Origin of the sequence: Streptomyces sp. SCSIO ZS0520 (genome assembly GCF_025643355.1) — a bacterium.
Classification (GTDB): domain Bacteria; phylum Actinomycetota; class Actinomycetes; order Streptomycetales; family Streptomycetaceae; genus Streptomyces; species Streptomyces physcomitrii.
Genome location: NZ_CP092644.1, coordinates 4,019,541 through 4,040,914 on the forward strand (window position 1 = coordinate 4,019,541; position 21,374 = coordinate 4,040,914).

Below are 21,374 nucleotides of genomic sequence, written 5' to 3' on the forward strand. Positions count from 1 at the left end.
CGGGGCCGACCCGGCGGCCGGTCCGCGCCCGGCTCGCAGGCGAACGGTAACCCGGGGGCCGCGACGGGCCAGAGGTTATCCACAGGGTTGACACCATACGCAGCCGGTCCCACCATGGAGATCCACCGAACCGAACGATCGGTCGGGAGTGTCGAAGTCGAAGGGGACCGGCATGGCGACAGCACCGGCGCGGCCCACGCCCGGCAGCGCGGGCGAGGGCATGTCCGAGGAGGCGTTCGAGGCCGTCTTCGACGCCGCCGTGGCCGCGGACGAGCGCATCGAGCCCCGCGACTGGATGCCCGAGGCCTACCGCGCGACCCTCGTCCGCCAGATAGCGCAGCACGCCCACTCCGAGATCATCGGCATGCAGCCCGAGGCGAACTGGATCACCCGCGCCCCCTCCCTGCGGCGCAAGGCGATCCTGATGGCCAAGGTCCAGGACGAGGCCGGGCACGGCCTCTACCTCTACGGCGCCGCCGAGACCCTCGGCACCAGCCGCGACGAACTGCTCGACAAGCTGCACTCCGGCCGCCAGAAGTACTCGTCGATCTTCAACTACCCGACGCTGACCTGGGCGGACGTCGGCGCCATCGGCTGGCTCGTGGACGGCGCCGCCATCACCAACCAGGTCCCCCTCTGCCGCTGCTCCTACGGCCCGTACGCCCGGGCCATGGTCCGCGTCTGCAAGGAGGAGTCCTTCCACCAGCGCCAGGGGTACGAGTCGCTGCTCGCCCTGAGCCGCGGCACCACCGCCCAGCACGAGATGGCGCAGGACGCCGTCAACCGCTGGTGGTGGCCCTCCCTGATGATGTTCGGCCCGCCGGACGACGAGTCCGCGCACTCCGCCCAGTCCATGGAGTGGAAGATCAAGCGCTTCTCCAACGACGAGCTGCGCCAGCGCTTCGTGGACATCTGCGTCCCCCAGGCCGAATCGCTCGGCCTCAGCCTCCCCGACCCCGACCTGCGGTGGAACGAGGAACGGCAGCACTGGGACTTCGGCGAGATCGACTGGAGCGAGTTCAAGGAGATCCTCAAGGGCAACGGCCCCTGCAACGACCAGCGGATCACCCAGCGCCGCCGCGCCCACGAGAACGGCGCCTGGGTCCGCGAAGCCGCCGAGGCCTACGCCCGCAAGCACAGCCCCGGCACCCCGCACACCGGCACCGGCACCAGCACCAGCACCAGCACCAGCACCAGCACTGACGACCGCAACGGCACACGAAAGGCGACGGCATGAGCACCCCGGCCACCTGGCCCCTGTGGGAGGTCTTCGTCCGCTCACGCCGCGGCCTCTCCCACACCCACGCCGGCAGCGTGCACGCGCCCGACGCCGAGTTCGCCCTGCGCAACGCCCGCGACCTCTACACCCGCCGCGGCGAAGGCGTCTCGCTCTGGGTCGTCCCGTCCACCGCGATCACCGCCTCCTCGCCCGACGAGCGCGACCCCTTCTTCGAGCCCACCGCCGACAAGCCCTACCGGCACCCCACCTTCTACGAGATCCCGGACGGGGTGAAGCACCTGTGACCGCCGCCGAGCACACCGCAGCCCTCGCCCTCGGCGACGACGCCCTGGTGCTCTCGCACCGCCTGGGGGAGTGGGCGGGCCACGCCCCCGTCCTGGAGGAGGAGGTGGCCCTCGCCAACATCGCCCTCGACCTCCTCGGCCAGGCCCGCGTCCTGCTCTCCATGGCGGGCGACGAGGACGAACTCGCCTACCTCCGCGAGGAACGCGCCTTCCGCAACCTCCAGCTCGTGGAACAGCCCAACGGCGACTTCGCCCACACCCTCGCCCGCCAGCTCTACTTCTCCACCTTCCAGCACCTCCTGTACGGCCAACTCGCCACCGGGGACAGCGTCTTCGCCCCGCTCGCCGGGAAGGCGGTGCACGAGGTCGCCTACCACAGGGACCACGCCGAGCAGTGGACCCGCCGCCTCGGCGACGGCACCGAGGAGAGCCACCGCCGGATGCAGCGGGCGGCCACCGCCCTGTGGCAGTTCACCGGCGAGATGTTCCAGCCCGTCGAGGGCGTGCCCGCCGACTGGCAGCAGTTGGAGCAGTCCTGGCAGCGGTCCGTCACCGAAGTCCTCACCTCCGCCACCCTGGAGGTGCCCGAGGGTCCGCGCGCCGGCGCGTGGAAGGCCGGCGCCGGACGGCAGGGCCTGCACACCGAGTCCTTCGGCCGGATGCTCGCCGAGATGCAGCACCTGCACCGCAGCCACCCGGGGGCGAGATGGTGACCGACACCCGCCTCGAAGCCGAACTCCGCGCGCTCGCGGGCTCCGTGCCCGACCCGGAGCTGCCCGTGCTCACCCTCGCGGACCTCGGCGTCCTGCGCGAGGTGCACCTGACCGGTCCCGGCAGCGTCGAGGTCGAGCTGACCCCGACCTACACCGGATGCCCCGCCGTCGAGACCATGTCCGCGGACATCGAACGCCTCCTGCACGCCCACGGGGTACGCGAGGTCACCGTCCGCTCCGTGCTCTCCCCGCCCTGGTCCACCGACGACATCTCGGCCGAAGGGCGCCGCAAACTCCGGGAGTTCGGCATCGCCCCGCCCCGCACCACCCGGGCGGCGGGACCGGTCGCGGTGAGCCTGGGCCCGACCCGCACCGGCGCCGCCGATGCCGGTGCCGGTGCCGGTGCCGGTGCCGGTGCGAACAGCGCCGGTGGGGACAGCGCCGGTACGGACCCTGCCCGTACGGACGGCGGCACCAGCGTGCCCCGCTCCGCGGACGGGTCCCCCTTCCCCGCCGACGAGTCCCTGCGCTGCCCGCACTGCGACTCCCCGCGCAGCGAACTCCTCAGCCGCTTCTCCTCCACGGCCTGCAAGGCGCTGCGCCGCTGCCTCGACTGCCGTGAACCCTTCGACCACTTCAAGGAGCTGTGATGGCCCGCTTCCACCCCCTCCGGGTAGCGGCGGTCGACCGTCTCACCGACGACTCCGTCGCGCTCACCTTCGAGGTACCGCCCGAGCTGCGCGCGGAGTACCGGCACGCCGCCGGGCAGCACCTCGCCCTGCGCCGCTTCGCCGACGGCGCCGAGGTGCGGCGCACCTACTCCATCTGCTCCCCCGCCCCCGGCCCCGAGGGTCCGAGCACTCTGCGGGTCGGCGTGCGCTTCATCGAGGGCGGCAGCTTCTCCACGTACGCGCTCAAGGAACTCCAGCCCGGCCACGAGGTCGAGGTCATGACCCCGGCCGGCCGGTTCACCCTCGCCCCGGCCCCCGGCCACTACGCGGCGGTGGTCGGCGGCAGCGGCATCACCCCGGTCCTGTCGATCGCCGCCACCCTGCTCGCCCGCGAGCCCGGGGCCTCCTTCTGCCTGCTGCGCAGCGACCGGACCGCGGCCTCGACCATGTTCCTGGACGAGGTGGCCGACCTGAAGGACCGCTACCCGGACCGCTTCCAGCTGGCTACCGTCCTCTCCCAGGAGGAGCAGCAGGCCGGACTGCCCTCCGGCCGCCTCGACGGGGAACGGCTGCGCCAGGTGCTCCCCGCGCTGCTTCCGGTCGAGCGGATCGACGGCTGGTTCCTCTGCGGCCCGTACGGACTGGTGCAGTCCGCCGAGACCGCCCTGCGCGCACTCGGCGTGGACCGCACCCGCGTCCACCAGGAGATCTTCCATGTCGACGCCGCGCCCCCGCGGGTGGTCGGCACCGGTGGCCCGGCGCACAGCACGGTGACCGCGCAACTGGACGGCCGCTCGGGCAGCTGGGCGGTGCAGGACGGGGAGTCCGTCCTGGAAACGGTGCTGCGCAACCGCTCGGACGCGCCCTATGCCTGCAAGGGCGGGGTCTGCGGCACCTGCCGGACCTTCCTGGTGTCCGGGGAGATCCGCATGGACCGGAACTTCGCCCTGGAACCGGAGGAGACCGAGGCGGGCTACATCCTGGCCTGCCAGTCCCACCCGGCCTCGGAGAAGGTCGAGGTGGACTTCGACCGCTGAGCGGGCGGCCGGAGCGGGACGGGCCGGTGTGAGGTCGGCGGGAGCGGGGTGAGGTGGCGGGTGCCGGGACTCAGGCACCCGCCCCGAAAGGCCGGAGGAACAAGGGGCGAGGGGCGGCGAGCTCAGAGCACCGAGCCCGGCTGCCCCTTGTCGTCCACGACGGGGCGGCCGAGGGCTTCCCACATCTGCATACCGCCGTCCACGTTCACCGCGTCGATGCCCTGCTGGACCAGATACATGGTCACCTGGGCCGACCGTCCCCCGGAGCGGCAGATCACATTGACCCGGGCGTCCTGCGGCGCGGCCTCGGTCAGTTCACCGAAGCGCCCCGCGAACTCGCTGATCGGAATGTGCAGGGCCCCGGCGGCATGCCCCGTCTGCCACTCGTCGTCCTCGCGCACATCCAGCAGGAAGTCACCTTCGGCCACATCCGAGACCGCGACAGTGGGCACACCAGATCCGAATTCCATACGGCGACGCTACCGGACGGCACCGGGGCGCTGCCGGGGCAGTCCCGGAGTACGTGATCAGCGCAGGTCGAGCGGAGACGAGGGAGCCGCCGTCGGGCGCGAGAGCGCGGAGCGCCTGCCGAAGAGAACTCCGCCAGTGCCGGACCAGCGGGACGGTCGGGCAGGCGGGACGGTCGGGCAGGCGGGATGGTCGGGCAGGCGCGAACAGGCGGTCGGACGGACCGGTGGCAGTCCCTCCTCCGCTCAGCAGTCCCTCGCTCAGCAGTCCTTTCCCACCCAGCAGTCCATCCCCACCGAGCAGCCCTTCTCCACCCAGCCGCCCTACGCCGCTCAGGCGAGGAGCTGGGCCAACTCGGCTTCGCGCTCAGACACTTGCGCCAGAAGTTGCTCGGCGACCTCTTCGAGGAGACGGTCGGGGTCGTCCGGCGCCATACGGAGCATCGACCCGATGGCGCCCTCCTCCAGCTCCTTGGCGACGAGGGAGATCAGCTCCTTGCGCCGGGAGAGCCACTCCAGGCGGGCGTACAGCTCCTCGCTCTCGCTCAGACGCTGCTCCTCGGGCGCCGGGCCGGCCGCCCACTCCGCGGAGAGTTCCCGCAGGAGCGTCTCGTCACCGCGTGCGTAGGCCGCGTTGACGCGGGTGATGAACTCATCCCGCCGCTTCCGCTCCGCCTCCTCCTGCGCGAGGTCGGGGTGGGCCTTACGCGCCAGCTCGCGGTAGAGGCGCCGGGCCTCCTCGCTCGGCCGGACCCGCTCCGGAGGCCGCACCGACTGCCCGGTGAGCATCGCGCCCGCCTCCGGGTACAGGCCGTCCCCGTCCATCCAGCCGTGGAACAGCTCGTCCACGGACGGCATCGGCAGCACCCGTGCGCGCGCCTCCTCGGCCTTCCGCTGATCCTCCGGATCACCGGTCCGCGCCGCCTTCGCCTCGGCGATCTGCGCGTCCAGTTCGTCGAGGCGCGCGTACACGGGACCGAGACGCTGGTGGTGCAGGCGGGAGAAGTTCTCCACCTCGACCCGGAAGGTCTCCACCGCGATCTCGTACTCGATCAGCGCCTGCTCGGCCGCCCGGACCGCCCGCTCAAGCCTCTCCTCGGGGCGTTCCCGGCGCTCCGCCCCCGCGGCCCCCTCGGGATCCTGGCTGGGGGCGGCGGCGTCTGGGCGCTCGGCTTGCGTCGGCTCGGCTTCCGGGGTCGTCACCCGTCCAGCCTAGGGCACGGGGCAGCTGGGGGCGGGGACGGTCGGGGGCGCCGGGCCCCTCGGCGTCCTCCCTCACACCCCCCACTCCACCGCGATCCGACCGGCCCGTGCCGCCGTCACCAGGTCGGCGTGGTCGGCCTCCGTCCGGTCGGCGTAGGCGACGGCGAAGGCGGCCATGGCTTCGTCGAGTTCCTCGTTCTTGCCGCAGTAGCCGGTGAGCAGACGCGGGTCGGCGCCATGAGCGTGGGCGCGGGCGAGGAGGGCGCCGGTCATCCGCCCGTAGTCGTCGAGCTGGTCGGAGGCGAGGGCCGCCGGGTCCACGCTGCCCTTGCGGTTGCGGAACTGCCGTACCTGGTAGGGCAGGTCGTCGACCGAGGTCCAGCCGAGCAGGATGTCGCTGACGACCTGCATGCGCTTCTGGCCCAGCACCACGCGCCGCCCTTCGTGCGCCACCGGTTCCTGGGCGAAGCCCACCGCGGGGAGATGCGGGGCCAGCGCCGAGGCGCGCGCCTCCTTCACCTGGAGGACCAGGGGTTCGCCGCGGTGGTCCAGGAGCAGGACGACATAGGAGCGGGTACCGACGCTGCCGGTGCCCACCACCCGGAAGGCGACGTCCTGGAGGGCGTACCGCGAGAGCAGCGGGACCCGGTCCTCGGACACGGTGTCGATGTACTCGCCGAGAGCGGAGGCCACGGCCGCCGCCTCGGCATCCGGGACCCGGCGCAGCACCGGAGGGGCGTCCACGAAGCGGAGGCCGCCGTCCTCGGTGGGCTCGGTGGACTTGGCCGCGAATCTGCCGCTCGTGTTGTTGCGCGCCTTCTCGGAGACGCGTTCCAGGGTGCCGAGGAGATCGTGGGCGTCGGTGTGCGAGACGAGTTCCTCGTCCGCGATCGCGTTCCAGGCGTCCAGCACCGGCATCCGGGAGAGCAGCCGCATCGTGCGGCGATAGGAGCCCGCGGTGTCCTGGGCGGCCTCGCGGCAGGTGTCCTCGTCGGCTCCGGTTTCCCGGCCCGCGAGGACGATGGAGGCGACCAGGCGCTTGAGGTCCCACTCCCAGGGTCCGTGCACCGTTTCGTCGAAGTCGTTCAGGTCGATGACGAGTCCGCCGCGGGCGTCCGCGTAGAGGCCGAAGTTGGCCGCGTGGGCGTCGCCGCAGATCTGGGTGCCGATGCCCGTCAGGGGGGTGCGGGCCAGGTCGTAGGCCATCAGGCCCGCCGCGCCCCTCAGGAAGGCGAAGGGGGAGGCGGCCATCCTGCCCACCCGTATCGGGGTGAGCGCGGGGAGCCGCCCGGCGTTGGACTCCGTCACCGCCCGCACCGCGTCCGGTCGCGCCTCATCGGCGGTGAACTCCGCGTGCGCCGACCGCGGGACCTGCCCGCGCAGCGCCTTGCCCGCGGCCTTCGGTGTCGCCGCTCCCCGCCCCTCGGCGGAGCCCGCTCGCCGCCGCGGCGCGAAGCCGCGAACGGCGGGCAGCCGCACCGCCGCGTCCGCCGACGACCCCGCCGCGGATCCCTGCTCCGCCGACGATCCCGCCGCCTCGGATCCCCGCTCCGCCGACGGCACCTGTGCCGACGTACTCCCCTGACGGCCCGAGAGCCCTGCCCCCGTCACCTCGAGTCCGGTCATGCCGAACGCCTCCCCCGTCGTCTCGTGCCGCTCTGTGGTGGACCGGGCAAGACGGTACTCGCGTACCGGTAGGCGCGGCAGGGCCTGTGGACAACCTCGGGACGGCGGCGCGGCTCAGCCTCTACGAGAGCCCCTGAGCAGGGCTTTCCACAGGGTGAGCCACAAGAACGCCCCCGACGACCTTCGGGCCCTGGCCCTCAGTCCCGGAAGGCCTTCGGGCACTCCACCGCCCGCTCGGGGAGGTACTGCTCCGCCCAGCGGCCGAGTTCCTTGAGGGCGGGTTCCAGGGCGGCGCCCGTGTCGGTGAGCCGGTACGAGACGCGCAGCGGGGGGCCTTCGTCGACCTCGCGGAGGACGAGCCCGGCCACGGCCAGCTCGGTGAGGCGGTCGGAGAGCATGCGCTCGCTGATGCCGGGGACGGCCCGCCGCAGCTCGGCGAAGTGCACCGGGCGCTCCATGAGGACGCTGACGATCATGCCGGTCCAGCGCTTTCCGAGCAGCGCGAAGACACGGGCCATGCCCGCGTCGACCGTCTTGCACGCCTCTTCGTTCCGCTCCTCGCGCCCGTCCCTTGCCGCCATGTCCTCCAGGGTACTGCACCGTCGTATGCAGATGAAAAAAAGTAAGCAACTATGCTAGGAATAGCTACGTACTCAAAAGCAGTTACTTGAGTTGCGGAACCCACCGGGGGGACAGCCCCGCCTCCCCGCCGCACTTCACCTTCAGGAGATCCCATGGCCACGCTTCTGCATCTCGACTCCTCCTTCTCCGGCGAGCAGTCCGTCTCCCGCGCGGTGACCTCCGTCTTCCGCGAGAACTGGGAGAAGCAGCACCCGGAGGGCACCGTCGTCTACCGCGATCTGGCGGCCGAACCGCTGCCGCACCTGGACGGGCTCGGCGCCTCCGCGGGCTTCGCCGACCCCTCGCAGCACACCCCGGAGCAGGCGGCGGCCTTCGCCGGGCGGCTGAAGCTGATCGAGGAGCTGGAGCAGGCGGACGCCGTGCTGATCGGCGCCCCGATGTACAACTTCACGATCCCGTCCACCCTCAAGGCCTGGCTGGACCACGTGATCCTGGTCGGCCGCACCGGTGGCGAGGACCCGTCCGGCAAGGGCAAGCCGCTCACGATCGTGGCCAGCCGCGGCGGCTCGACGGCGCCGGGCACCCCGCGCGAGCGCTACGAGTACGTGCAGAACTACCTGCAGGCCGTCCTCGGCGACATGATGGGCTTCGAGGTGGACTTCATCGTCCCGGAGCTGACCCTCGCCGCGAGCACGCCCGCGATGGCCGACCTGGTCCCCGCGGCCGAGGCCTCCCGCGCCAAGGCCCTCGACGAGGCCGAGCAGAAGGCCACGCTCCTCGCCCAGCGCCTCGCCGCCTGATCATCTGACGACCACCCGACGCCACCCGACCGCGAACTGCCGCCGCCCCGCGGACCCTCGAAGGCCCCGGCCCCGTCCACCCCACGGGACCGGGGCCTTCGAGCTCCCGGCCCTTTCCCGCGGGTGCCCCGAGCCCGCCCCTGTGTGCTCCCTCACAGGCGCAACAGGCACGACAGGCGCGACAGACGTACAGCACACAGGCACAGCCAGGTGGCCGGACGCACAAAAAAGACCCCGCCCGGAGCCTTCGCTCCGACCGAGGTCATTTCTGACTTCGTGGACACCGCCGGTGTCACCAAGATGAGTGCGCGAGGGGGGAGTTGAACCCCCACGCCCTTTCGGGCACTGGAACCTGAATCCAGCGCGTCTGCCTATTCCGCCACCCGCGCATGGGTGTTGTCGCTGCTGCCTCTCACTGGCGGTGGGAGCGCCTTCCGACATGCAGAAGATTAGCACGGTGCCGAGGGTGGATTCACCTCCGTATCGCCGGGCGGCCGGGCCCCTCCCGGCCCGTACCGGGACGGTGAAGCGGCTCCTCGCGCCCCCTGCCACGGCACCGGCCGACCGCACCCGGCGACCGGCCCGCCCCGCGCCCGCCCCCTTTCCCCGGCGCCTCCCCGGCCCCCCGAACCGCCCCGCCGCGGGCAGCCGGAACCCGCCCGCCGCACCCTTCCGCTTTCTCTCCGCCACGCAACAACCTCGCACCAGTCGGGCCCGTACCCCCTGACTTGTCCCGGTCCTGTCCACAGGTGCGGGACACTGGCTTGCGGCCCGTTCTACGATCCGACCGAGGACGCCCGGGCGGCGAACACACGAGTACGGAACGGAAGCACGGCGGGGGACGGAAGAGGGACGCGCGGTGACGGGAGACGGGCGGTGCGGACGGTACCGGTGGTCCGGTTCCGGTCCGGGCGGCGGGAGGACGGATCGGCGGTCCCGGCCGTGGGCATGACCTGGTGGGGCACGAGCTGTGAGGGTCGACACTCCTCGCCGGGCGGTTCCGGGGGAACCGGGTGTTTTCCCGGTGCGTGGATACGATCGGTAAGCAGGATCAGTGCGCCGGGGAGGGTGGCGGTACCGGAAGCCGGGCAGGCGGCCCGGCAGCGGTACCGGCGGGCGGTACGCAAGGACGGCGGCACGCACGACGGGCGGGCCGGAGCAGGAAGACAGCAGAGCGCGTACGCAGGACGCGGCGAAGGAGGAGGTGCCCCGTGGGAGTCCTGAAGAAGTTCGAACAGCGCCTGGAGGGGCTGGTCAACGGCACCTTCGCCAAGGTGTTCAAGTCCGAGGTGCAGCCGGTGGAGATCGCCGGTGCGCTGCAGCGGGAGTGCGACAACAACGCGACGATCTGGAACCGCGACCGGACCGTCGTGCCCAATGACTTCATCGTCGAGCTGAGCGCGCCGGACTTCGAGCGCCTCAGCCCCTACGCGGGCCAGCTCGGGGACGAGCTGGCCGGCATGGTGCGCGACTACGCGAAGCAGCAGCGGTACACCTTCATGGGCCCGATCAAGGTGCACCTGGAGAAGGCCGAGGACCTGGACACCGGTCTGTACCGGGTGCGCAGCCGCACCCTGGCCTCCAGCACCTCCCAGGCGCCCGGCCCCGGCGGGCCAGGTCCGGGCGGCGCCCCCGCGCATCCGCCGCAGGGCCGCCCCGGCGGCGGATACGGATATCCGCAGGCCCCCGCCGGCGCCCCGCCGATGCCCTCGGCTCCGCCGCCCGGCCGTCCCGCATCCCCGCCCGGCGCCCCGGCGCGACCCGGTGCGGGGGGCCGCGGCCAGGCGACGCGCTGCTGGATCGAGATCAACGGCAACCGCCACCAGATCGCCCGCGCCACGCTCGTCCTCGGCCGCAGCACCGAGGCCGACGTGCGGATCGACGACCCCGGCGTCTCGCGCCGGCACTGCGAGATCCGGACCGGAACGCCCCCCACGATCCAGGATCTCGGTTCCACGAACGGCATCGTGGTGGACGGGCAGCACACCACCCGCGCTACGCTCCGCGACGGCTCCCGGATCGTCGTGGGGAGCACCACCATCATTTACCGGCAAGCCGAAGGGTGAAGCGGGGGCAATGTCAGAGCTGACCCTGACGGTCATGCGGCTGGGTTTCCTGGCCGTTCTGTGGCTGTTCGTGATCGTGGCCGTGCAGGTCATCCGCAGCGACCTGTTCGGTACGCGCGTCACCCAGCGCGGGGCCGCTCGGCGGGACGCCCGGCCGCAGCAGGCCGCGCGCCAGTCCGCCCCGCCGCCGCAGCAGCAGCGCCAGAGCGGCGGGGGGCGCCAGCGCCGCGGCGCCCCCACGAAGCTGGTGGTCTCCGAGGGCACCCTCACGGGCACCACGGTCGCCCTCCAGGGGCAGACGATCACCTTGGGCCGGGCCCATGATTCGACGATCGTGCTGGACGACGACTACGCGTCGAGCAGGCATGCCAGGATCTACCCGGACCGCGACGGCCAGTGGATCGTCGAGGACCTCGGTTCGACGAACGGCACCTATCTCGACCGGACCCGGCTCACTACCCCGACGCCGATTCCGCCGGGAGCGCCGATCCGTATCGGCAAGACCGTCATCGAGCTGCGGAAGTAGTACGCCAATGAACGAGCGGAGCGAGCGAAGGGGCGCGGGGCCGGCCGGAGATCGGCGGGGCCACGGCGTGCTTTCGACCGGAGGGTGGGCAGTGTGGCTCGAGGAGACCGGCTGCAGTCCGAGCCGACGGGCGAGGTGGGCATGAGCCTGTCACTGCGCTTCGCCGCCGGATCGCACAAGGGCATGATCCGCGAGGGCAACGAGGACTCGGGCTACGCCGGTCCCCGGCTGCTCGCCATCGCCGACGGCATGGGGGGCCAGGCCGCGGGCGAGGTGGCCTCCTCCGAGGTGATCTCGACGCTGGTCACCCTCGACGACGACGTACCGGGCTCGGACATCCTGACCTCGCTGGGGACCGCCGTGCAGCGGGCCAACGACCAGCTGCGGGTGATGGTCGAGGAGGACCCGCAGCTGGAGGGCATGGGCACCACGCTCACCGCGCTGCTGTGGACGGGCCGCCGGCTCGGCCTGGTGCACGTCGGCGACTCGCGGGCCTACCTGCTGCGCGACGGCGCCCTGACCCAGATCACGCAGGACCACACCTGGGTGCAGCGGCTCGTGGACGAGGGCCGCATCACCGAGGAGGAGGCCACCACCCATCCGCAGCGCTCGCTGCTGATGCGGGCGCTGGGCAGCGGCGACCACGTCGAGCCCGACCTCTCCATCCGCGAGGTGCGCGCCGGTGACCGCTACCTGATCTGCTCCGACGGACTCTCCGGCGTGGTCAGCCATCAGACGATGGAGGACACCCTCGCCAGCTACCAGGGCCCGCAGGAGACCGTGCAGGAGCTGATCCAGCTCGCGCTGCGCGGCGGCGGCCCCGACAACATCACCGTGATCGTCGCCGACGTCCTCGACATCGACAGCGGCGACACCCTCGCCGGGCAGCTCAGCGACACCCCCGTGGTGGTCGGCGCGGTCGCCGAGAACCAGCACCAGACCCACGACGACGGCGCCATGGAGACCCCCGCGGGCCGCGCCTCCGGCCTCGGCCGCACCCCCGAACCCCCGCCCGCCGGAGGCGAGTTCGGCCCGCCGGGCAGCGGCGGCGAGGGGGCGGCGGGGTACGCACCGGAGGGGGGCTTCGGCGCGTACGGGGACGGTGACCTCGACAAGAGCGGCGGCCGCCGCAGGTGGGTCAAGCCCACCCTCTACGGGGCGCTGGCCCTGGCGGTGATCGCGGGCGGCCTCTACGGGGGCTACCGCTGGACGCAGACCCAGTACTACGTCGGCTCCAACGACGGCCATGTCGCGCTGTACCGCGGTATCAGCCAGGACCTCGCCTGGGTGAACCTCTCGAAGGTGCAGAAGGACCACCCCGAGATCGAACTCAAGTACCTGCCGCCGTACCAGCAGCGGCAGGTCGAGGCGACGATCGTGGAGGACGGCATCGACCAGGCCAACGACAAGATCGACGAGCTGGCCCGGCAGGCCACCGCCTGCCGCAAGGAGGAGGAGCGCCGGGCGGCCGAGAAGGAACAGCCCCCCTCCGGTGACGAGGCCAACCCCTCGGGCCCGCCGAAATCGACGGACAAGGGCGGCAAGACCGAGGCCAAGCCCACCAAATCACCCACTCCCACACCGGGCCCCACTCTCTCCGAGGAAGAGAAGACCCTGGTCGGGCAGTGCGGCAAGAAGTGAGCAGCTGAGGGGCCCGGGCACACCATGAGCAGTTCCACCTCCACCACGAACACCGCGAACACCTCGACGATCGGATCCATCGGCACGCCGAGCCGCCGCAACACCGAGCTGGCGCTCCTTGTCTTCGCCGTCGTCATCCCGGTCTTCGCGTACGTCAATGTCGGCCTCGCCGTGAACGACGAGGTCCCCACCGGGATGATCGGCTACGGCCTCGGCCTCGGCGGTCTCGCGGGCGTCGCGCACCTGGTCGTGCGGAAGTTCGCCCCGTACGCCGATCCGCTGCTGCTGCCGCTGGCCACCCTGCTGAACGGCCTCGGTCTGGTCGCCATCTGGCGGCTCGACCAGTCGCCGCGGCTCCAGCAGCGCGCCGAGAACCTCTTCGGCGCCTTCTCGCCGGACGCGCCGAAGCAGCTGATGTACTCGGCGCTCGGCGTCGCCTTCTTCGCGGCGATCCTGGTGTTCCTCAAGGACCACCGCATCCTCCAGCGCTATACGTACATCTCGATGGTCGTGGCGCTGGTGCTGCTCGTGGCGCCGGTGTTCTTCCCCGCGGTCAACGGCGCGAAGATCTGGATCTCGATCGGCGCCTTCACCATCCAGCCCGGTGAGTTCGCGAAGATCATCATCGCGATCTTCTTCTCCGGTTACCTGATGGTGAAGAGAGACGCGCTGGCGCTGGCCAGCCGCCGGTTCATGGGCCTGTACCTGCCGCGCGGCCGCGACCTCGGCCCGATCATCACGGTGTGGGCGATGAGCCTGCTCATCCTGGTCTTCGAGACCGACCTCGGCACCTCGCTGCTGTTCTTCGGCATGTTCATCGTGGTGCTGTACGTCGCCACCGAGCGCACCAGCTGGATCGTCTTCGGTCTGCTGATGTCCGCCATCGGCGCGGTGGGCGTGGCCAGCTTCGAGCCGCATGTGCAGGAGCGCGTCGACGCCTGGCTCAACCCCTTCTCCGACCAGGTGATGCAGGGCAACAGCGAGCAGATGGCGCAGTCCTTGATGGCCTTCGGCTCCGGCGGCGTCCTCGGCACCGGCCTCGGCCAGGGCGACTCGGACCTGATCGGCTTCGCCGCCAACTCCGACTTCATCTTCGCCACCTTCGGCGAGGAGCTGGGGCTCGCCGGCGTGATGGCCATCCTGCTGCTGTACGCGTTGATCGTGGAGCGCGGCATCCGTACCGCCCTCGCCGCCCGCGACCCGTTCGGCAAACTGCTCGCCGTGGGGCTGTCCAGCGCCTTCGCCATCCAGGTCTTCGTCGTCGCGGGCGGCGTGATGGGCCTGATCCCGCTGAGCGGCATGACCATGCCCTTCGTCGCCTACGGCGGCTCCTCGGTGATCGCCAACTACGCCCTGATCGGCATCCTGATCCGGATCAGCGACACCGCCAGACGCCCGGCCCCCGCCCCCGCCCCGAACCCCGACGCCGAGATGACCCAGGTGGTGCGCCCGTGAACAAGCCCCTGCGCCGGATCGCGATCTTCTGCGGGCTGCTGGTTCTCGCGCTGCTCGCCCGCGACAACTGGATCCAGTACGTCGCCGCCGACGAGCTGCGCACCCATGAGAAGAACCGCCGCGTCGCCATCGAGCGGTACGCCTCGCCCCGCGGCAACATCATCGTGGACGGCAAGCCGATCACCGGGTCCACCAAGACCTCGGGCAGCGACTTCGCCTACAAGCGCACGTACAGCAACGGCCCGATGTGGGCCCCCGTCACCGGCTACGCCTCCCAGGCCTTCGGCGCCACCCAGCTGGAGAGCCTGGAGGACGGCATCCTCACCGGCAACGACGACCGCCTCTTCTTCCGCCGCACCCTGGACATGCTGACCGGCAAGAAGAAGGAGGGCGGCAACGTCGTCACCACCCTCAACGCGGACGCCCAGAAGGCGGCCTTCGAGGGACTCGGCGACAAGAAGGGCGCGGTGGCCGCGCTCGACCCGCGCACCGGCGCCATCCTCGCGCTGGCCTCCACGCCCTCCTACGACCCGGCCACCTTCGCGGGGAACTCCACGACCACGGACTCCAAGGCCTGGGAGAAGCTGCAGAAGAAGAAGAACCCGGACGAGCCGATGCTCAACCGGGCGCTGCGGCAGACCTACCCGCCCGGCTCCACCTTCAAGGTGGTGACCGCGGCGGCGGCCCTGGAGCACGGCCTGTACGAGAACCCGGACGAGAAGACCGAGTCGCCGCTGCCCTGGACCATGCCCGGCACCACCACCGAGCTGAAGAACGAGGGCACCATCCCCTGCGAGAACGCCACGCTGCGTGTCGCCCTGCGCTGGTCCTGCAACACCGTGTTCGGCAAGGTCGGTTCGGACCTCGGCAACGACAAGATGCTGGAGACGGCGGAGGAGTTCGGCTTCAACAAGGAGCAGTTCACGCCGGTGCGCACCAACGCCTCCAACTTCTCCGACGACATGAACAAGTCGCAGACCGCGCTCTCCTCCATCGGCCAGTTCAACACCGCGGCGACCCCGCTGCAGATGGCGATGGTCGCCTCGGCGGTCGCCAACGACGGCACGCTGATGGAGCCGTACATGATCAGCCAGCTCCAGGCGCCCAACCTCGACGTGGTCGAGAAGACCTCGCCGAAGAAGATGAGCGAGCCGCTCTCCGAGGAGAACGCGCAGAAGCTCCAGGACATGATGGAGACCGTCGTCGACAAGGGCACCGGCCAGAACGCCAAGATCGACGGCGTCACGGTCGGCGGCAAGACGGGTACCGCGCAGCACGGCGTCGCCAACAGCAAGAACCCGTACGCGTGGTTCATCTCCTACGCGAAGACCGACTCGGGCTCCCCGGTGGCGGTGGCCGTGGTGGTGGAGGACTCCGACGCCAGCCGCGACGACATCTCCGGTGGCGGCCTCGCCGCCCCCATCGCCCGGGACGTGATGAAGGCGGTCGTCGACAGCAAGCAGTGACCCCGGTCACGACGCCTTCACACCGGTGTCCCGAGGGGGTACCGGTCCGGTATCGGGTCACGGTGACGGGTCGGGCCGGGCAGCACAGGCCGGGTACGGTATGCCCGGGCAGCACACCGCCGGGCCGCGCAGAGCGTGCGGCCGGGAACGACGGAGAGGGCTGGATTAGCTATGGAAGAGCCGCGTCGCCTCGGCGGCCGGTACGAGCTGGGCCAGGTGCTCGGCCGTGGTGGCATGGCCGAGGTCCACCTCGCCCACGACACCCGGCTCGGCCGCACCGTGGCGGTGAAGACGCTGCGCGCGGACCTCGCCCGCGACCCGTCGTTCCAGGCCCGCTTCCGCCGGGAGGCCCAGTCGGCCGCCTCGCTCAACCACCCCGCGATCGTGGCGGTCTACGACACGGGCGAGGACTACATCGACCAGGTCTCCATCCCGTACATCGTGATGGAGTACGTGGACGGCTCGACGCTGCGTGAGCTTCTTCACTCCGGCCGCAAGCTGCTGCCCGAGCGCGCCATGGAGATGACCGTCGGGATCCTCCAGGCCCTGGAGTACTCGCACCGCGCCGGCATCGTCCACCGCGACATCAAGCCCGCCAACGTCATGCTGACCCGCACCGGCCAGGTCAAGGTCATGGACTTCGGCATCGCCCGCGCCATGGGCGACTCCGGGATGACGATGACGCAGACCGCGGCCGTGATCGGCACCGCCCAGTACCTCTCCCCGGAGCAGGCCAAGGGCGAGACCGTGGACGCGCGCAGCGACCTCTACTCCACCGGCTGCCTGCTCTACGAACTGCTGACCGTGCGCCCGCCCTTCGTCGGGGACTCCCCGGTGGCGGTCGCCTACCAGCACGTACGCGAAGAGGCGCAGCCGCCGAGTGTCTACGACCCCGAGATCACGCCCGAGATGGACGCCATCGTCCTGAAGGCCCTGGTCAAGGACCCCGACTACCGCTACCAGTCCGCCGACGAGATGCGCGCCGACATCGAGGCCTGCCTCGACGGCCAGCCCGTCGCGGCCACCGCGGGCCTCGGCTCCGTCGGCTACGGCGGCCACCCCGACGACCAGCAGACGGCGATGCTGCGCCCGCAGAACGGCGGCCAGCAGACCTCGATGCTGCCCCCGGTCAACCCGGACGAAAGCGGCTACGGCTACGACGACCGCGTCGACCGGCGCCGCCAGAAGAAGAACAACACCTCCACCATCCTGCTCGTCGTGGCCGGTGTGCTGGTGCTGGTCGGCGCGATCCTCATCGGCAAGTGGGTCTTCAGCGACAACAACAGCGCCGACGACCCGGTGTACACGCCCGCCCTGGTGGGGGAGACCTACCAGGACGCCGAGGGGATGGCGGACAACATCGGGCTCAAGCTCGACGTCACCCGCAAGCCCTGCGACAACCAGCCCAAGAACCGGGTCTGCGAGCAGAGCCCGGGACCCAAGGCCAAGGTCAACAAGGGCGACACCATCGCGGTCACGGTCTCCACCGGCGCACCCAAGGTGGCGGTGCCGAACGTCATCAACCAGGACGTCGACGAGGCCACCGAGAAGCTCGAGGGCGACAAGTACCAGTTCGAGGTCAAGACGAAGTACCAGGAGTCGCCCGAGGATCCCGGCAGGGTCCTCGACCAGGACCCCTCCTCCGGCTCCGAGGTCCAGAAGGGCAGCAAGATCACCCTGACCGTGGCCAAGGAGAAGAAGCAGTCCACGGTCCCCGATGTCACCGGCAAGACCTGTGACGAGGCCAAGGCCCAGCTGAAGGACAACGACCTGGTCGGCGAGTGCACCGAGGTCGAGAACGCCGAGGCGGAGGCCGGCAAGGTCTTCAGCCAGAGCCTCGCGGCGAACAGCCAGGCCGACCCGGGCTCCAAGGTCAACCTCCAGGTGGCCAAGGCCCCCGAGCAGATCACGGTGCCCGGCGACCTCACCGGCAAGAAGCTGAAGGACGTCCAGGCCCAGCTCACCGGGCTCGGCCTGGTCCCGGAGGTCAACCCCGGCTCCCCCAACGAACCGAACGCCACCGTCATCGGCACCCAGCCCGGCGGCGGCACCCAGGTCAAGAAGGGCGACAAGGTCACGCTGATCACCATCGGCGGCGGTGGCCCGGGCGGCGACCAGGGCGGCGGCGACAACGGCGGAGTCGTCTTCGGCGGCGCCGACGGATTCCCCGGCCGCCGCGACTAGGGCCCCGCGGGGCCTGAGCCCCGGCCCCTGACGCACGGCCCGCCCGTACGGCAGGCAGAACGGCGAAGTCCCCGGCACCACCCGCGAGGTGGAGCCGGGGACTTCGTCGTGGAGGGGCACTTCGGCGTGGAGCGGGACTTCGGCGAGGAGGGGACTTCGACGCACCACGCTCCGCGAGCGGGCGAGCAGGTGGGCGGGGGGCAAGCGGCGGAGCGCCTGCCTCAGCGGATCTCCTTCGGGGGCGTGCGCTCCGCGTCGACCTTCTCGGTGCGGACCAGTTCGCCCCAGACCACATAGCGGTACCGGGAGGTGAAGACCGGGGTGCAGGTGGTCAGGGTGAGGTAGCGGCCGGGCTTCTCGCGGCCGGAGTCGCCGGGGATCGCGTTCAGGACGCCGACGTTGTACTTCGAGGTCTCGGGGAGCGTCGCGTAGACCTTGTAGACGTACCAGACGTCCTTGGTCTCGAAGACGATCGGATCGCCCTTCTTGATCTTGTCGATGCGGTGGAACCTGGCGCCGTGGCCGTCGCGGTGGGCGGCGAGCGAGAAGTTGCCCTTCTCGTCCTTCGGCAGCGCGGACTTGACGGGCTGGGTGTAGTACCCGGCGACGCCGTCGTTGAGGACCTTCGCGGAGGTGCCCTTCTTGACGAGCACCTCGTCCTTGCTCATCGCCGGTACGTGCAGGAAGCCGAGGCCGCCCTCGGTGTCCAGTCCGCCGGGGCCCTGATCCTTGCCGTCCCCGTGCGCCCAGTTGTCGCGGACCCGCTCGCTCTGCCGGTCGGACTCGCGGTCGGCGATGACATTCGTCCACCACAGCGAGTAGACGACGAAGAGGCCGAGCACCAGGCCCGCGGTGATGAGGAGTTCGCCGAAGACGCCGACCGCGGTGGCGATCCGTCCCGGCGCACGCCGCCGCCGCACGGGCGCGGGCGCCGGTTCCGCCGCCGCGTCCTCCTCCCCCGCGGGCTGATCCCCCACGGGCCGCTCCGCCGCGGGCGGTTCGGCCGCGGACCGCTCCTGCGAGGGCTCCTCTGCCGCGGGCCGCTCCGCCGCGGGCTGCTCCTCCCGGTCGCCGTCCGCGTCGCTGCCTGCTGTCACTGCCCCTGCCCGTCCGTCTCAGGTACTCGCCCGACCGCTCGTCCCGCGCACCGCTCAACCGCGCCCGCCCGGCGGGCTGTTGCGCGCACCCGGCCCGGGTCCCTCAGCCGAGGAGCGCGTCCGGCTTGCCCTTGCCGCGCGGCCGCTCCTCGACCATCTTGCCCCAGACGATCATTCGATACGTACTGGTGAATTCCGGAGTGCACGTCGTCAGTGTGAGGTACCGGCCCGGCTTGGTGAAACCCGAACCATTCGGGACGGGTGCGATCACCGAGGTGTTGCCGGGCGGCGTCTGCGGCAGGATGTTCGCCATCTTGTAGACGTAGTACGTGTGCTGGGTCTCCACGACGATCGGGTCGCCGGGCTTGAGGCGGTTGATGTAGCGGAACGGTTCGCCATGGGTGTTGCGGTGCCCGGCGACCGCGAAGTTGCCCGTCTTGTCCTCCGGCATCGCCGTCTTGACGGTGCCCTCGCCGCCGTAGTGCCCGACCATGCCCCGGTCGAGGACCTTGTGCTTGCTGATGCCCTCGGCGATCGGCACCACCACGTCCAGCTTCGGGATGTGCATGATGGCGAAGCCCTGCCCCGGCTCGAAGACGCCGGGCTGGCGCTTGCCCTTGGCCCAGTCCTCCTCCAGGCTGTTGCGGGCGCCGTCGGCCTGCTGATGCGCCCGGACGTTGGTCCACCACAGCTGGTACGTCACGAAGAGCAGCAGGACCACGCCGAGGGTGATGAAGAACTCGCCGACCGCCCGGCTCGCGATGACCCCCGCGCTGGGCTTGCGCGCTCGGGCGGCCCGCCGCGCCTCCACCCGGCTCAGCGGGGCCGCCGCGGCCTCCTCCCCGTCGCCGGACGCCCCGGACGCCTCGGCCCCCGCCGTGCCCGTGCCCGAACTGCCGCCGCGGCCCTGCCGCTTGGCCGCCTTGCGCCGGGCCGCCCGCCCGCCCGTCGCCTCCGGGGCCGCCGCGGCGCTCCCGGCCTCCCGCGCCGTACGCAGCGCCACGGTCTCGTCGCCGAGGGGCCGCGCCCGCCCGGACTCCTCCGGCGGCGGCACCCGCAGCCCCACCGTCTCGTCGTCGCGGCGGGGCGGCGCGGCCTGCCGGGCGTCACGAGCGGGCGTCCGCCCCGCGGCGGGAGGCGGCATCTGCCGCGCGTCACGAGCCGGTGCCCGCCCCGCGGAGGCGGCAGGCGCCTGCCCCGCGGAGGGCGGCGTCCGCCGAGCGGAGGGCGGCGGCATCTGCCGCGCCGGGGACGGCGGCGTCGGCCCGGCAGGGGGCGAAGGCTGCGGCACCGCGCGCTGCGGCGCTCTGCGGCGGCCTGTGGGGCGTTCCCGCTCCGCGGCGGGCCGCCGGGGCGTCTGGCCGGTTTCCGGCGGCTGAGGCGGCTTCCTGCGCCTGCCCCGGCCCGCCTGGGCCTCGGGCGCGGGCGGGCCCGGCTGCTCCCCGGGCCCCGGCGTGCGGAACCACGGCGAGGGGTGGCGGGCGGGGAGGGGGTCGTTCAGCGGGTCGTCGAGCTGTTCGACGGCGGCCTCGAAGGCGCCGGTGTCCGCCAAGGAGCCTTCCCAGGCGGCCCGTTCGCCCGGCGGGGCGCCGCTCCCGGAGCCCTCCCGGTCGCGCTCGGGGACCGGCTCGGTCACGCCGAGGCCCTGCCCACGATCGGGGCCAGGCCCACGGAACGCCCCACGGCGCCCTCGTCGCCGCACTCGGCCAGCCAGTTGGCCAGCATCCGGTGGCCGTGCTCGGTGAGCACCGACTCGGGGTGGAACTGCACGCCCTCCACGGCGTGTTCGCGGTGCCGCAGCCCCATGATGATGCCGTCCTCGGTCCGCGCGGTGACCTCCAGCTCGGCGGGTACGGTCCGCGGCTCGGCCGCCAGCGAGTGGTAGCGGGTCGCGGTGAAGGGCGTGGGCAGCCCCGCGAAGACGCCGCGCCCCTCGTGCCGTACGAGGGAGGTCTTGCCGTGCAGGAGCTCCGGCGCCCGGTCGACGACGCCGCCGTAGGCGACCGCCATCGACTGCATGCCCAGGCAGACGCCGAAGACGGGCACCCGGGTGGCGGCGCAGTGCCGGACCATCTCGACGCAGACGCCCGCCTCTTCGGGGGTGCCGGGGCCCGGCGAGAGCAGCACGCCGTCGAAGCCGTCCTGGGCGTGCCCGGTGGACACCTCGTCGTTGCGCACCACTTCGCATGTGGCGCCCAGCTGGTACAGGTACTGCACGAGGTTGAAGACGAAGCTGTCGTAGTTGTCGACGACGAGGATGCGGGCCGGCCGTCCGGACCCCGGGGCGATGTCGTTCATGACCGCATTCTCCGTCGT

At 71.8% G+C, this 21,374-nt stretch carries 19 protein-coding genes and 1 tRNA gene; 12 read left to right on the forward strand and 8 right to left on the reverse strand.

Annotated elements, in window-relative coordinates; all coding sequences use genetic code 11:
- Positions 1-172 precede the first annotated feature (172 nt).
- Genes paaA through paaE form a run of 5 tightly spaced genes read left to right on the forward strand, consistent with a single transcriptional unit; the run spans position 173 to position 3,945 of the window.
- Positions 173-1,237, forward strand: coding sequence for a 1,2-phenylacetyl-CoA epoxidase subunit PaaA (gene paaA / locus MID12_RS15535; protein ID WP_263167887.1), 1,065 nt, complete (start codon positions 173-175; stop codon positions 1,235-1,237).
- Positions 1,234-1,524: a 1,2-phenylacetyl-CoA epoxidase subunit PaaB gene (gene paaB, locus MID12_RS15540; protein WP_040251082.1), complete on the forward strand. Its 291-nt coding sequence runs from the start codon at positions 1,234-1,236 to the stop codon at positions 1,522-1,524. The genes paaA and paaB overlap by 4 nt, the downstream gene beginning before the upstream one ends.
- Positions 1,521-2,237 carry a 1,2-phenylacetyl-CoA epoxidase subunit PaaC gene (paaC, locus tag MID12_RS15545; RefSeq protein ID WP_263167888.1) on the forward strand — a complete coding sequence of 239 codons (717 nt, stop codon included), beginning with the start codon at positions 1,521-1,523 and terminating at the stop codon, positions 2,235-2,237. The genes paaB and paaC overlap by 4 nt, the downstream gene beginning before the upstream one ends.
- Positions 2,231-2,887: a 1,2-phenylacetyl-CoA epoxidase subunit PaaD gene (gene paaD / locus MID12_RS15550; RefSeq protein WP_263167890.1), complete on the forward strand. Its 657-nt coding sequence runs from the start codon at positions 2,231-2,233 to the stop codon at positions 2,885-2,887. The genes paaC and paaD overlap by 7 nt, the downstream gene beginning before the upstream one ends.
- Positions 2,887-3,945: a 1,2-phenylacetyl-CoA epoxidase subunit PaaE gene (gene paaE, locus MID12_RS15555; protein ID WP_263167892.1), complete on the forward strand. Its 1,059-nt coding sequence runs from the start codon at positions 2,887-2,889 to the stop codon at positions 3,943-3,945. The genes paaD and paaE overlap by 1 nt, the downstream gene beginning before the upstream one ends.
- Before the next feature lie 122 nt (positions 3,946-4,067).
- Here paaE and MID12_RS15560 read toward each other — a convergent pair whose 3' ends face one another.
- The 4 genes from MID12_RS15560 to MID12_RS15575 all read right to left on the reverse strand — a co-directional run bounded on the left by MID12_RS15560 (position 4,068) and on the right by MID12_RS15575 (position 7,822).
- Positions 4,068-4,397, reverse strand: a complete 330-nt coding sequence (locus MID12_RS15560) for a rhodanese-like domain-containing protein (protein WP_263173168.1) — start codon at positions 4,395-4,397, stop codon at positions 4,068-4,070.
- Positions 4,398-4,745: 348 nt separating this feature from the next.
- On the reverse strand, positions 4,746-5,615 hold the full coding sequence (locus MID12_RS15565; protein WP_263167894.1) for a hypothetical protein: 870 nt from the start codon (positions 5,613-5,615) through the stop codon (positions 4,746-4,748).
- A gap of 72 nt (positions 5,616-5,687) precedes the next feature.
- Entirely contained in the window at positions 5,688-7,241 is a 1,554-nt protein-coding gene (locus tag MID12_RS15570; protein WP_263167895.1) for a DUF2252 domain-containing protein, read from the reverse strand.
- Positions 7,242-7,438: 197 nt separating this feature from the next.
- Complete coding sequence (locus tag MID12_RS15575; RefSeq protein WP_040251103.1) at positions 7,439-7,822, reverse strand: winged helix-turn-helix transcriptional regulator; 384 nt, start codon at positions 7,820-7,822, stop codon at positions 7,439-7,441.
- Between the two features lie 153 nt (positions 7,823-7,975).
- Between MID12_RS15575 and MID12_RS15580 the strand changes: the two genes are divergently transcribed.
- Positions 7,976-8,623 (forward strand): FMN-dependent NADH-azoreductase, encoded by a 648-nt coding sequence (locus MID12_RS15580; protein ID WP_040251106.1) that lies wholly within the window; start codon positions 7,976-7,978, stop codon positions 8,621-8,623.
- Positions 8,624-8,928: 305 nt separating this feature from the next.
- Here the strand turns inward: MID12_RS15580 and MID12_RS15585 are convergent.
- A tRNA-Leu gene (locus MID12_RS15585) sits at positions 8,929-9,012 on the reverse strand.
- A gap of 822 nt (positions 9,013-9,834) precedes the next feature.
- Between MID12_RS15585 and MID12_RS15590 the strand changes: the two genes are divergently transcribed.
- From MID12_RS15590 to pknB, 6 genes are all read left to right on the forward strand, one after another.
- Positions 9,835-10,689 (forward strand): FhaA domain-containing protein, encoded by an 855-nt coding sequence (locus tag MID12_RS15590; protein WP_040251109.1) that lies wholly within the window; start codon positions 9,835-9,837, stop codon positions 10,687-10,689.
- A gap of 10 nt (positions 10,690-10,699) precedes the next feature.
- Positions 10,700-11,215: an FHA domain-containing protein gene (locus tag MID12_RS15595; RefSeq protein WP_040251112.1), complete on the forward strand. Its 516-nt coding sequence runs from the start codon at positions 10,700-10,702 to the stop codon at positions 11,213-11,215.
- Between the two features lie 141 nt (positions 11,216-11,356).
- Entirely contained in the window at positions 11,357-12,856 is a 1,500-nt protein-coding gene (locus tag MID12_RS15600) for a Stp1/IreP family PP2C-type Ser/Thr phosphatase (RefSeq protein ID WP_040257343.1), read from the forward strand.
- 24 nt (positions 12,857-12,880) lie between these two features.
- Positions 12,881-14,311 carry an FtsW/RodA/SpoVE family cell cycle protein gene (locus MID12_RS15605; RefSeq protein WP_040251114.1) on the forward strand — a complete coding sequence of 477 codons (1,431 nt, stop codon included), beginning with the start codon at positions 12,881-12,883 and terminating at the stop codon, positions 14,309-14,311.
- Positions 14,308-15,777: a peptidoglycan D,D-transpeptidase FtsI family protein gene (locus MID12_RS15610; protein WP_263167904.1), complete on the forward strand. Its 1,470-nt coding sequence runs from the start codon at positions 14,308-14,310 to the stop codon at positions 15,775-15,777. Before MID12_RS15605 ends, MID12_RS15610 begins: the two co-directional genes overlap by 4 nt.
- 171 nt (positions 15,778-15,948) lie before the next feature.
- Positions 15,949-17,961, forward strand: a complete 2,013-nt coding sequence (gene pknB, locus MID12_RS15615; RefSeq protein ID WP_040251120.1) for a Stk1 family PASTA domain-containing Ser/Thr kinase — start codon at positions 15,949-15,951, stop codon at positions 17,959-17,961.
- A gap of 221 nt (positions 17,962-18,182) precedes the next feature.
- Here pknB and MID12_RS15620 read toward each other — a convergent pair whose 3' ends face one another.
- The 3 genes from MID12_RS15620 to MID12_RS15630 all read right to left on the reverse strand — a co-directional run bounded on the left by MID12_RS15620 (position 18,183) and on the right by MID12_RS15630 (position 21,356).
- A complete protein-coding gene (locus MID12_RS15620; RefSeq protein ID WP_411577066.1) occupies positions 18,183-18,938 on the reverse strand; it encodes a class E sortase in 756 nt (251 codons plus the stop codon).
- A gap of 223 nt (positions 18,939-19,161) precedes the next feature.
- Complete coding sequence (locus MID12_RS15625; RefSeq protein WP_411576961.1) at positions 19,162-20,694, reverse strand: class E sortase; 1,533 nt, start codon at positions 20,692-20,694, stop codon at positions 19,162-19,164.
- The gene (locus MID12_RS15630) at positions 20,691-21,356 is read right to left on the reverse strand and encodes an aminodeoxychorismate/anthranilate synthase component II (RefSeq protein ID WP_040257349.1); all 666 of its coding nucleotides are present in this window, start codon (positions 21,354-21,356) and stop codon (positions 20,691-20,693) included. Before MID12_RS15630 ends, MID12_RS15625 begins: the two co-directional genes overlap by 4 nt.
- Positions 21,357-21,374: the final 18 nt, after the last annotated feature.